Annotated in this window: 11 protein-coding genes; 6 read left to right on the forward strand and 5 right to left on the reverse strand. The window is 60.8% G+C overall.

Annotation, left to right across the window (positions count from 1 at the left end; all coding sequences use genetic code 11):
* Nucleotides 1–218 precede the first annotated feature (218 nt).
* From LUB09_RS22585 to LUB09_RS22595, 3 genes are read left to right on the forward strand one after another with little or no spacing between them, the layout of a single operon-like run.
* A complete protein-coding gene (locus LUB09_RS22585) occupies nt 219–878 on the forward strand; it encodes a paraquat-inducible protein A (protein ID WP_209988196.1) in 660 nt (219 codons plus the stop codon).
* On the forward strand, nt 865–1488 hold the full coding sequence (locus LUB09_RS22590; protein WP_231423749.1) for a paraquat-inducible protein A: 624 nt from the start codon (nt 865–867) through the stop codon (nt 1486–1488). The genes LUB09_RS22585 and LUB09_RS22590 overlap by 14 nt, the downstream gene beginning before the upstream one ends.
* Entirely contained in the window at nt 1481–3784 is a 2304-nt protein-coding gene (locus LUB09_RS22595; protein WP_209988202.1) for a PqiB family protein, read from the forward strand. Before LUB09_RS22590 ends, LUB09_RS22595 begins: the two co-directional genes overlap by 8 nt.
* Before the next feature lie 160 nt (nt 3785–3944).
* Here LUB09_RS22595 and mksF read toward each other — a convergent pair whose 3' ends face one another.
* The 3 genes from mksF to mksB are packed head-to-tail and all read right to left on the reverse strand — an operon-like array spanning nt 3945 to nt 8747.
* Complete coding sequence (mksF, locus tag LUB09_RS22600; protein ID WP_231423750.1) at nt 3945–6776, reverse strand: Mks condensin complex protein MksF; 2832 nt, start codon at nt 6774–6776, stop codon at nt 3945–3947.
* Nucleotides 6773–7480: an Mks condensin complex protein MksE gene (gene mksE, locus LUB09_RS22605; protein WP_231423751.1), complete on the reverse strand. Its 708-nt coding sequence runs from the start codon at nt 7478–7480 to the stop codon at nt 6773–6775. Before mksE ends, mksF begins: the two co-directional genes overlap by 4 nt.
* A complete protein-coding gene (gene mksB / locus LUB09_RS22610) occupies nt 7470–8747 on the reverse strand; it encodes an Mks condensin complex protein MksB (RefSeq protein WP_231423752.1) in 1278 nt (425 codons plus the stop codon). The genes mksE and mksB overlap by 11 nt, the downstream gene beginning before the upstream one ends.
* A 187-nt stretch (nt 8748–8934) precedes the next feature.
* On the opposite strand from mksB, the gene LUB09_RS22615 reads away from it, so the two are divergent.
* Both LUB09_RS22615 and rimI read left to right on the forward strand, forming a co-directional pair.
* Complete coding sequence (locus tag LUB09_RS22615) at nt 8935–9678, forward strand: energy transducer TonB (RefSeq protein ID WP_231423767.1); 744 nt, start codon at nt 8935–8937, stop codon at nt 9676–9678.
* Entirely contained in the window at nt 9671–10123 is a 453-nt protein-coding gene (rimI, locus tag LUB09_RS22620; protein WP_005784514.1) for a ribosomal protein S18-alanine N-acetyltransferase, read from the forward strand. Before LUB09_RS22615 ends, rimI begins: the two co-directional genes overlap by 8 nt.
* A gap of 119 nt (nt 10124–10242) precedes the next feature.
* Here the strand turns inward: rimI and LUB09_RS22625 are convergent, their stop codons facing one another.
* Nucleotides 10243–10647, reverse strand: coding sequence for a serine kinase/phosphatase (locus LUB09_RS22625; RefSeq protein WP_209988211.1), 405 nt, complete (start codon nt 10645–10647; stop codon nt 10243–10245).
* Nucleotides 10648–10786: 139 nt separating this feature from the next.
* On the opposite strand from LUB09_RS22625, the gene can reads away from it, so the two are divergent.
* The gene (can, locus tag LUB09_RS22630; protein ID WP_003232867.1) at nt 10787–11431 is read left to right on the forward strand and encodes a carbonate dehydratase; all 645 of its coding nucleotides are present in this window, start codon (nt 10787–10789) and stop codon (nt 11429–11431) included.
* Here can and LUB09_RS22635 read toward each other — a convergent pair.
* Nucleotides 11428–11958 (reverse strand): SET domain-containing protein-lysine N-methyltransferase, encoded by a 531-nt coding sequence (locus LUB09_RS22635; protein ID WP_209988214.1) that lies wholly within the window; start codon nt 11956–11958, stop codon nt 11428–11430. The genes can and LUB09_RS22635 overlap by 4 nt on opposite strands.
* Between the last annotated feature and the right edge of the window lie 52 nt (nt 11959–12010).

The following is a 12010-nucleotide window of genomic DNA, read 5'->3' on the forward strand; positions in this document are numbered from 1 at the left end:
TGAAACGATGCATCGCCGATGGTAGTGTGGGGTTTCCCCATGTGAGAGTAGGTCATCGTCAAGATTAAATTCCGAAACCCCATTTGCGAAAGCAGATGGGGTTTTGTTTTGGGCGGTTGGAAAGTCAAGTAAGCCTTCGCCTATAAAATTGCACAGTTATTTCTGAACCAGACCACTAGAATAGGCGCCTAACCTTTTTTAGAGTAAGAGCCCTATCCATGCCCGAGCCGGTTGATGCCCCACAGGTGGCTGACTTACCACTGGACGATCTGGTGGCATGCCATGAATGCGACTTACTGATGCGTAAGCCTGTGCTCGCACGAGGCGAAAAGGCAGAATGCCCACGTTGCGGTTATGAGCTGTACGCTCACCGCCACAATGTCATTGAGCGCAGCCTCGCTTTGGTGATTGCTGCGCTATTGCTGTACATCCCCGCGAACTTTCTGCCCATCATGCAGCTCAATCTACTCGGGCAGACGTCAGAGGACACAGTGTGGACCGGCGTCGTCGGCCTGTTCGATACGGGCATGCAAGGCGTCGCAATTGTGGTGTTCCTGTGCAGCATGGGTATTCCGTTGCTCAAGCTGCTCTGCCAATTGGCCGTGCTGCTCAGCATTCGCTGGAAGATCGGCCGTAATTACGGGCTGCTGCTATACCGCATCTACCATCACATGAAAGATTGGGGGATGTTGGAGGTCTATCTGATGGGCGTGCTGGTCGCGATCGTCAAGCTCGCCGACATGGCTTCCATCACGGTGGGTGTGGGTCTCGTTTGTTTCATCAGTCTATTAGTGGTTCAGGTTCTGCTTGAGGTGGTGATGTCGCCCCACCAGATCTGGCAGGCGTTGTCAGGAGAGGATGATCATGCGGGCGATTGATGCAGGCATTCTGGTGTGTACCGAATGTCACGAGCTGAATACGCAAGAGCCGGATACCGATGAACAAACGTGCACCCGCTGTGGTGCGTTGATTCATCCGCGTCGGCCCGACAGCCTAACCCGCACATGGGCACTGCTGATCACTGCGGCGATCCTCTATATCCCCGCCAACCTGTTGCCCATTATGACCGTCAACTCACTCGGCCAGGGCGAGCCCAGTACCATCATGGCCGGTGTGATCCAGCTGGTGCAGCATGGGATGTTTCCTATTGCTGCCGTGGTGTTCATCGCCAGTATTCTGGTGCCGACGTTCAAGTTGGTGGGCATTGGTCTGCTACTGTTCTCGGTGCAGCGTCACCAACCGCTGTCCGCACAACAACGCATTGTCATGTACCGCTTTATCGAATTCATTGGCCGCTGGTCCATGCTGGATATCTTCGTGATCGCCATCCTGGTGGCGGTCGTAAACTTTGGGCGGCTCGCCAGCGTTGAGGCCAATCTCGGCGCTGCGGCATTCGCCAGTGTGGTGATCTTGACGATGCTCGCTGCAGTAACTTTCGATCCCCGACTGATTTGGGATAACACGGAGTCGGACGACGACCATGAGTGATTTGCCTAAAGCTAAAACCCGCCCAGCCTCCAACTGGTCAGCCATTTGGGTGTTGCCCCTGATTGCGCTGATCATCGGCGGCTGGCTCGGATGGCGCGCCTATTCCCAGCAGGGCATCGAGATCCAGGTGCGCTTTGAAAGCGGTGAAGGCATCCAGGTCAACAAGACCGAGGTTGTGTACAAAGGCATGCCCGTGGGCAAGGTCAAAGCCTTGGCGCTCGACGACGAGGGCAACAATCGGGGGGTAATTGCCACCATCGAGATGGGCAAGGACGTTGAGCAATACCTTAAGACCAATACCCGCTTCTGGCTGGTCAAGCCCAGCGTAACGCTGGCCGGCATCACTGGCCTGGAAACCCTTGTGTCGGGTAACTACATCGCCGCCAGCCCTGGCGACGGCGAGCCCACCCGCAAATTCAAGGCGCTCTCCGAAGAGCCGCCGCTGTCCGACGCCAAGCCCGGCTTGCACATCACCGTCAAGGCAGATCGCCTCGGCTCGCTCAACCGTGGCAGCCCGGTGTTCTACAAGCAGATCCAGGTCGGCCAGGTTAAAAGCTACCTGTTGTCCGAAGACCAGAGCACCGTCGAGATCAAGCTCTATATCGAACCGACCTACGCCCACCTGGTGCGTAAACATACGCGCTTCTGGAACGCCAGCGGCATCAGCATCGACGCCAACCTGTCTGGCGTGAAGGTGCGCAGCGAGTCGCTGTCCAGCATCGTCGCCGGTGGTATTGCCTTTGCCACCCCCGAGAATCGCAAGGACAGCCCGCCCACCGATCCCAGCCTGCCATTCCGTCTGTACGAAGATTTCGACGCCGCCGCCGCCGGCATCCGAGTCAAGGTCAAGCTCAGCGACTTCGAAGGCCTGCAGGCCGGCCGCACGCCGGTGATGTACAAAGGCATCCAGGTCGGCAGCCTGAAAACCCTGAAGATCGACCCGGACCTGTCCAGTGCCAGCGCCGAACTGACCCTCGACCCATTGGCCGAAGACTATCTGGTCCAGGACACTCAATTCTGGGTGGTCAAGCCATCCATCTCCCTCGCGGGGATCACCGGCCTGGAAGCCCTGGTCAAAGGTAACTACATCGCCATCCGCCCAGGCGACAAAGGTACTGCGCCGCAGCGCGAGTATGTCGCCCGCGCGAAGGCGCCTCCGCTGGATCTGCGTTCCCCTGGTTTGCACATGGTGTTGTTTACCGACAACCTCGGCTCCCTGGATGTCGGCAGCCCGATTCTCTACAAGCAGGTCAAGGTCGGTTCGGTGCAGAGCTACCAGTTCTCGCGCAAGAACAAGCAACTGGTGATTGGCGTACATATCGAGAAAGAATACGAGAACCTGGTCAACGGCTCGACGCGTTTCTGGAATGCCAGCGGCGTCACCCTGACCGGTGGCCTCACTGGCGGCATCCAGGTAAAGAGTGAATCCCTGGCGAGTCTGATGGCCGGCGGTATCGCGTTCGAAACGCCTGAGCCGAATGTGCCGCTGAAAAAACACATTCCGCGCTTCCGTCTGTACCCCGATCGCGAAGCCGCCAATCAGCACGGCACTCTGGTGACTATCAAGGTTGATCGCGCCGATGGCCTGCGCCCCGGCACGGCGGTGCGTTTCAAAGGGCTGGACGTGGGCAAGATCGAAAGTGTCAATCTGAGTGCGGACATGCAATCGGTGCTGCTCGGCGCACGCATCACCCAGGTGGCCGACCGCATCGCACGTGCCGGCAGCCAGTTCTGGGTGGTCAAGCCGGAACTGGGCCTGATGAAAACCGCCAACCTGGAAACCCTGGTGACCGGGCAATACATCGAAGTGCAGCCTGCGACGAAAAACGCAGGCCCGCAGAAAAACTTCGTCGCCCTGGCCCAGCCGCCCGAGGCCGTGCGCCAGGAGCAAGGCTTGAGTCTGGTGCTCAGTGCCGCGCGTCGTGGCTCACTGAAGGAAGGCGTACCGGTGACCTACCGCGAAGTCACCGTGGGCAAGGTCACCGGCTACGAGCTGGGCCAGACTGCCGACCGCGTGCTGGTGCACATCCTGATCGAGCCCAAGTACGCACCGTTGGTTCGCAGCGGCAGCCGCTTCTGGAACACCAGTGGTTTTGGCGTGGACTTCGGCTTGTTCAAGGGCGCGACGGTGCGCACCGAATCCCTGGAGACGTTGGTCGCCGGTGGTATCGCCTTCGCCACGCCGGATGGCGAGCGGATGGGCAATGCGGCGCGGCCGCAGCAGACCTTCCCATTGTTCGACAAATTTGAGGATGAGTGGCTGACCTGGGCGCCCAAGATTCCATTGGGCAAATAAACCGAGGCGCGGCTATCGGGAGCAAGCCCCCTCCCACATTCGACGGTGTTCACAGTTCAAAGTGTGGGAGGGGGCTTGCCCCGATGAGGCCCTCTGCAGCACCACAAAAAAAGGCCGCGATCCATAGATCGCGGCCTTTTTTGCATTTCAACGCACCACGTCAGACTTCATCCAACTCCGCCTGCGCAATCACCGTCGCCTTCACCTCATCATGACGCCGGATGTACTTCCAATCTGCTTCATCAATGTAGATCCCGTTCGGCCCGCTGCCGCCTTCCAGGTCGATGGCCACCTGGGCGGACACCTGCGGCTTCACACTCGCCAGGATCGGCACGAAGCCCAATTGCAAACTGGTCTCCAGCAACGCCGCCTGGTTCTTCTCGTCGATATCGGCTGCCTCGTCGAGGTAGTACGGCAAGCGCACGCGCCCGGCCTGGTCGCGGTCCATCAAGTGCAGCAACAGGTACATGTTGGTCAGCGCCTTGATGGTCATGGTGGTGCCATTGGACGCGGCGCCATCAATGTCGGTGTGAATCACCGGCTGGCCGTTCACCTTTGTGATCTCGAACGCGAGTTCGAACAGGTCCTTGAGGCCCAACTGGTTATGGTTGGCCGCCACCAGGCGCGCCAGGTATTCCTTGGCCTCTTCGTTCTTGTTGTCCTGCTCGGCGCTCTGACTGAGGTCGAACACCGACAGCGTCTCGCCTTCCTCATACTGACCGGCGCTATGGATGATCTGGTCGATATGCTTGAGCGCTTCCTTGTTCGGTGCCAGCACGATGCGGAAGCTTTGCAGGTTGGAGACCTGTCGCTTGTTGATCTCGCGATTGAACAGCGCCAGTTGGTGTTCCAGGCTGTCGTAGTCGCTGCGGATATTGCGCAAGGTCCGCGCGATATCGGTGACTGCCGCCCGCCGCGCCTTGCCCAGCGTCAGCGCCTCATCGGTGCGGTGCGCATAGGCGTTGATCAGCAGTTGCAGACGACGCTCCACGTCATCCTCGCTGTCGAACTTGGCCACGCCCTTGAGCCGCACCTGAGCGTACAACGCTTCAATCTGGCCATCGGCACGCAGCAAGCCCTGCCAGCTGTCCTGATAGTCATTGAGCAGCGGCAGCAGGTTGTCCATGGAATCGTCGACCGGGTCCATGAACGGCGTGCCGAACGGCAAGTCCGCCGGCAACAGCTGGCGACGGCGCAAGGCGTCATCCAGGGTGCGCTGTTTGGCTTCCATATCGCCAATCTGGCGGCCGACCAGTTGCAGCTTGGCCGACAATTGCTGGACACGCTCGGTGAACGCATCGCTGGAACGCTTCAACTCATCCTGCGCCGCCTCCATCTGCGCCAGCTGTTCGAGCTTCTCGCCTTCTTCGGCGCTCAGAGTCTGCGCGCGACGGAAATCTTCCAGGGCTTTTTGCGCATCCAGCACCTGCTGGTACAGCGCCTCGGTCTGGGTCTTGCTGGCTGCGCGATCGGAGGCCACAGCCTGCTGAGTCTTGAGTTGCTTGAGTTCTTTTTCCAGACGATCTTTTTGATCACGCAGTGCCGCGCGATCCGCTAAGGCTTGCAACGCGGGTGGTTCGATGTGCGAGATGTCGATGGACAGCCCCGGCACCTCAAAGCGCTCGCCCTTGAAGCCATCGAGGATCCGCTCCAGGGATTTGACCCACTGGCCGTCTTCATCCAGCGTGATGCCCTGTTCACCCAATGGCAGGCTGAACAGCGAACTGTTGAACAGCCGCATCAGACGCTCGACGTCCTGCTGTGAGAATTCTTCGCGCAGCTTGGCGTAGCTGTTGTTGTCCGCGTGATCAAGCTGCTGCTTGACCGACTTCAGGCGTTTTTCCAGGTCGCGCAGACGCTCGTCCAGATCCTCGGCGCTGAACTGCCGCGACTGCGCCAGCGCACCCGCCAATTCATCGTGAGCATCCTTGGCCGCGAGCAACTGCTGCTCCAGCATCTTCACGTCATCCACCAGCGCAAAGCGATGCTTGAGCACCGACAGCTCGCCCAGCCAGCGCTGGATGCCGCTGATCTCCCGCTCCAGGCGCATCAGCTCCTGGGTGCCGCCGCGCTGGTCATGTTGCAGCGCATCCTGTTCATTGCGGTAGTGCTCGGCCTGGATGCTCAGCTCTTCCTTGCGCGCACTGGCGTAGTCCGACCAGGTGCCCAGCAGCGAGTCCAATAGCGGTGAGAGGCGGTGCAACTTGCCGCGCAACACATCGCGTTGCCGCACGCCATTGGCCAGCGCTTCGACCAATGGCCCGGCAGCCACCAGCGAGTTGTAGTCCTGCTCCATGCGTCGTACGTCGCGGAAGGCCTCTTCACACGCCGCGATGTAATCCACGCTGCCGGAACGCAGGCTGTGTTCGAAGGCATCAAGGAACAGTTGCTTGAGTTTGGCCGCGGTGATTTCGCGCATGTGCAGCAGGTTGATAAACAGCGCGCGGAAAGTCTTCAGGCTCTGCTCACTGGTGGAGCGCAGCGGGATCAGCGTCAGGTCCAGCGGGATCGATGTGTGACCGCCCACCAGCAAACGCCGCAGTTCATCCGGCTTGAGTTCGTAGGCCTTGAGGCCCTCTTTCTCAAGGTTGGTGAACAGCTCTTTCTGCCGCAGGCAGGTGTCGTTCTTCTGGTAGTGCGCCAGGTCCAGCTTGCCGGCATAGGCGAAGAACTGGTGACCGAAACCGCCACCCGGGCCGCGCCCGACCACGCCAATCACATGGGGGCCGTGGGGCAGCGAGACTTCCACGAGGATGTAGCTGGTGTCAGTGGCGAAGTAGAAGCGCCGCGATTGCTCGAGGGTGTACTTGCCGAAACTCATGTCCGACATGCGCGCCAGAATCGGAAACTGCAGGGCGTTGATCGAGGCGGATTTGCCCAGGTTGTTCGCGCCGTATACCGACAGCGGCTCTTCCAGCGGGAACAGGCCCAGGCTGTAACCGGCGGTGTTCAATAGGGCGAAGCGGCGGATGCCGTAGCGTTGCTTGCTCATGCATCGGTCTCCTGTTCTTCGGCAATGGCACGCGCCAGGGCGTCTTCGTCGCTTTCTTCCTCGAAGTCGCTCAAGTCCAGCGGGTCATCGGTCTTCAGCAGTTTTTCATCGCTGTCTTCGTCGATGATCACCGGCGCCGGCAATGGCAACACGCTGTGCACGCTGGCGGCAAGGTCGCGGTCCTGCTGCACCGACAGGCACACGTCGAGGAAACGGTGCATCGGCGGCAGGAAGCGATAGATGCCGTTGTCTTCGCTGGCAAAACCCAGCTGGGTCATGCGGCGCATTATTTTTTCTTCAAGTTCTTCCTGAGTCTGCACTTCGGCCTGGATAAACAGGTCGCGGTATTTATCCAGCAGCGACGGCAGTTCATCACGGCCCAGGCTGCCGCCGTCGAGCACGGCGATCGGGTCGCGGCCCTGGTCGGCCAGGTGTTCGACGATGATGAAGGTGAACAGCGCCAGACGCTGGGCGGTCTTGTTCACCTGTGCACTTGCGATGGCGGAGTCGGGCACGAAGTAATAAAAACCACGGGTGTCGCACACCAGCTCAAAGCCCAGGGCCTTGAACAGCGTGCGGTACTGGTCCTGGAAGTTCGACAGTTGCGCGTACAGCTCCGGGTCGCGGCGGCTGACGTGGTAACCCTTGAACAGCTCACGAAAGATCGGCGCCAGTTGGGACAGTTCGGATAGATCAAGATGCATAAGGTGTACTCGCAGGTTGCTCGGCGGCGTCTGTGCCGGCCGGGAGCAGGGCGAATGAGCGCAGGCTGAGCTGGTGCTCGTGTGTGTGGTAATCGCGGCGTTCCAGGCGTTCGCGCTTGAAGCGTTTTTCGCGCGAGAGGCGGGAGAACCAGTACAACAATTCGTCGGTGGCGCCGTCCGGTTCCTGCTCCAGCAGCCAGGTCATCAGGTCGGGCATCGGCAGTGCGTCTTCGCAGCGTTCGAGCATTTCCTTGACCGTGCGCGGCGCGCGTTGCGCCTGACCCTTGTGGGATGTGTGCGCCTTGGGGAAACGCGCCGGTTTCGGCTCGAAATTCGCCAGGGCATACACGTAGGCCTCGACCTGGCTGGCACTGCCCAGAAAGGTGCTTTGCGGCCGGGTGAACAGCGGCATCGCTGCCTGCGGCACCGCGTCCAGACCTTTGCGGCGGATCGCCGACAGGGCCAGCGCCGCGCCACGGGTCACTGCGTTGTGGCGGCGTGCCTCCTCACGCAACGGCAACAGCAGTTCGCGGGCGTGACGCAGGGTCAACTGGGCGCTGGTCTGCATTTCGAGGATGCGCGCGTGGGTACGCAGCAGCATGTCGTCGTCCACCAAGTGGCCGAGGCGCTGTTGCTCGGTGAGCATGCGCAGCAGCACATTCTCGACCTTGCGCACGCCTTGCTCGAAGGCGCCGTCGGCGTTCACCAACTGGATCATCGGTTCGACGTATTCATCCCAGGTCGCCAAGACCTCGGCGTAACGCTGGCGCAACGGGATCTGCCGGTCGCTGGTCTTGGCGCGGTCGGCCACGGCCGCCAGGGCTTGTTCGTCGTTGGCGAGTTTTTTCAGCACGTCGCGCACGCGCATGTCCAGCAGGCGCAATTGCCGGGCCAGGTCGTGGCCGTCACGGATGTCAAAGGCGTCCTGGATATAGCCGGCCAGACGCTCGAGGTGGCGCAGGTAGGCTTCGATTTCCAGGCACAGGCCAAGCCGGTGCTCTTTGCGCAAATAGGCGAGGAAGTCGTGGATCTGTGCGTTGAGCTCGAAACGGTTCGGGCTCTTGGCCACAGGCACCAGGATGTCCAGGCGAATCCACACATCCAGCAGGCTGGTGATGTCCTGGGGCGTGCTGTCCAGTTGTTGGGCGGCCAATTGCGCGCGCAGCTCGCCCAGGCTCAGGGTGCCTTGGTCGAAGTGTTCGCACAGTGGCTCAAGCAAGGCCCAGTGTTCGGCGAGGGCGCGCAGGACGCGCTTGGGTTCGATCATGGGAAAGGCCGGCTGGTTGGCGATTAAAGGTCGCGATTGTACTGCATCGGGAGTGGGATTTATCCACAGCCGGTCAGCGCGCAGTGGGCGATTGTTGCCGAACAGCGGTAGAATCCCCGCTCTTTACTTATCCACAAGTGGCCGAGCTGTGCTTATCGAGTCCCGACGTCGCGCTTACTTGACCGCCATGCAGGTGGTCAACTGGCTGCCCCGCACCGAACTGCCGTTTGCCGCACCGTCGCGGCCCGCGTTGTTGCAGGCGCCTGAGCCCTATGAGGCGTTCGACGCCTCGGGCGAGGAGGCCGCTGCGCCGGTTGCGGTGGTCAAGCCTGTGCCCGAGGTGCGGCCGGTGGTCGAACGGGCCAAAATCGAAGTGCCGCGCCCCTCGCCAGTGACCAAACCGATAGTGGCCGAAGACACGACGTCGGTGGCCAAGGCGCCAGTGGTGCCGCCGCCGCGTTTTGCCCTGCAACTGCTGCGAGCCGGGCGTTGCCTGCTGCTGGTGGAACTGCCCACCGGCGAGCGCTTCCAGACCCGCGACCCGGCCTACATGCTGCTCAAGGATATGCTGCGCGCCGCCGGCCTGCCCGACAGCCCGCAGATCGTCGGCGACCCGGTGCGCTGGCCGTTGCTGGTGCGCGGCACCATGGATCAGGGCCCGGACGCCGCGCGGGATTTTGTGCAAGGTTTTGTCTCGGCACGCCTGGAAGACGAACCCTGCGTGTGCCTGTGGCTGATCGGCCTGCCCGCCGTGCGCTTTGCCGGCGAGGCCAACGCCGAAGCCTGGTACCGCGAACTGCAGGTCGAAGGCCTGGGCTCGGTGTGGGCCCTGCCGGGCCTGGAATTATTAATGGAAGAGCCACAGCGTAAGGCTGATGTCTGGCAAGCCATGCGCCGGCTGATGGCGCGCTGGAAAACAACCGATGAGTGAGGCTTTATCCTTCCGCCCGATGACCGAGGCCGACCTCGACGCCGTGCTGAAAATCGAATACGCGGCGTTCAGCCATCCCTGGACGCGCGGCATCTTTCTCGATGGGCTGGGCAAGTACCAGATCTGGCTGATGTTCGAGGGTGAGCAGCAGGTGGGGCACGGTGTGGTGCAGATCATTCTGGATGAAGCCCATTTGCTCAATATCACCGTCAAACCGGAGAACCAGGGGCGTGGCCTGGGCTTGGCATTGCTGGAACACTTGATGTCCCGCGCGTATGCCGCCAGTGCGCGAGAGTGTTTCCTGGAGGTGCGCGACAGCAATACCGGGGCGTTCCGGTTGTATGAGCGTTATGGCTTCAATGAGATTGGGCGTCGGCGCGATTACTACCCGGCTGTCGGCGGCCGCGAAGACGCAGTCGTTATGGCCTGCACGCTCGTCGACTGAACACATGGATCAGTGTGGGAGGGGGCTTGCTCCCGATGGCGGTGTATCAGCGACTTATCAAGTAACTGACACCCTGCTATCGCGGGCAAGCCCCCTCCCACATGGCTAACAGTGTCGTATCAGCGGTTGCCGTCGACCGGATCGATATCCGCCAGCTCCGCTTCGTCCAGGCCATTGCCGCCTCCGATCTCATCTTCATCCACAATGCTGAGGTCGAAGTCGGCTGGGTTGTCCTCCCCGGCCTCTCGCGCATCCCGCGCCCCGTCCTCATGGATCAGGGTTTCCGGGCTCATATCATCGTCAGTCGACTCATGGTCATCCGTCGAAGCCCCGGTCATCCCAGCTGCGCGCACCCGCTCATCGGGCATCAGGTGTTCGCGCTCGCCGCGCGGGATTTCATCGCCGATTTCCGCGGTCTGGTCTTCCTGGTCAAAGTCCAGCTCGCGCATCGAACCCATGCGGTCTTCGTTATCGTCAATCGGTTCGGGCTGCGTAGCGCCGTAGGGACGTCGTGATTCAGTCATGGCCAATCCTCATACTGTGGGGCTTATAGTGTGTGGACAGGCTCTGCACCCCAAAGATTCAAGCTAATTTGCGCCAGGCGTGACCCGAACGAGGGGTTGTCAGTCACACAGCTGCGCATCATTCCCGAGGCTTTCCCTGATGAACGAACTACAAGACCTGCTTGATAACAACGAACGCTGGGCGGATGCGATCAAACAGGAAGATCCCGAATTCTTCGCCAAGCTCGCCCGCCAGCAAACCCCGGAATACCTGTGGATCGGCTGTTCCGATGCGCGCGTACCGGCCAACGAGATCGTCGGCATGCTGCCAGGCGATCTGTTCGTGCACCGCAACGTGGCCAACGTGGTGCTGCACACCGACCTCAATTGCCTGTCGGTGATCCAGTACGCGGTCGATGTGCTCAAGGTCAAACACATCCTTGTCACCGGGCACTACGGCTGCGGCGGCGTGCGTGCGTCGATGCAGGACCGCCAGTTCGGCCTGATCGATGGCTGGCTGCGCACCATTCGTGATCTCTACTACGAAAACCGCGAAGTGCTGGCGCAGCTGCCCACCGAAGAAGAACAGGTCGACCGCCTGTGCGAGCTGAACGTGATTCAGCAGGTGGCCAACGTCGGCCACACCAGCATTGTGCAAAACGCCTGGCACCGTGGGCAGAGCCTGTCGATCCACGGCTGCATCTACGGCATCAAGGATGGTCGCTGGAAAAGCCTGAACACCACCATCAGCGGCTTCGAGCAACTGCCGCCGCAATATCGCCTGCGCCCGCTGGGTGACGCCTAAGGTCGCTCGGCGCGCTCGCGCTGCTCCAGGAACAGCCGGCCTTCTGCGCTGAGTTGTTCCTGCGAGCCTTTGATCCAGCCCCGGCAGTCCGGTGCTCCGCAGGTGCAGGCAAACTGTCGGGGCAGGGTGTCGCCGGTGGTGGCGTGATCGATGGTCAGCCAGGTACCGGCTGCGATGGGCATCACTGACCAAAGCTCCAGGTAGGACGTGTCGAAATACGTATTGGGGTGGCAGGCATGCTGCAGTTGACCGCACAACCACGGGTCATATAGCCAGATACGCCCCGAGATCTGAAACGTGTGCTGGCGGCATTCGCCCAAGGCATAGCCGAATACGCGAGCGATGAGGGTGCGGCTGTCGAACGCGACGCGGGATTTGACACCCATGATTTCGCCGGCTTTGTCGTAAACCATTTCAAATTGCCGGTTGGAGGGGTAGCCATACTCCGCCAACGTCGTCGTAAAGGGATACAGACAGTCGTCGTCAGAATTCGCGCGAATCGCCTTATCCATGGCACGAGTTTTCATCACGTTCCTTGAATGGGCTGCATCGACCTGCAGGTGATGTCTGACTGCCAGT

Origin of the sequence: Pseudomonas sp. Leaf59 (assembly GCF_920984685.1) — a bacterium.
In the GTDB taxonomy this organism is placed as follows: domain Bacteria; phylum Pseudomonadota; class Gammaproteobacteria; order Pseudomonadales; family Pseudomonadaceae; genus Aquipseudomonas.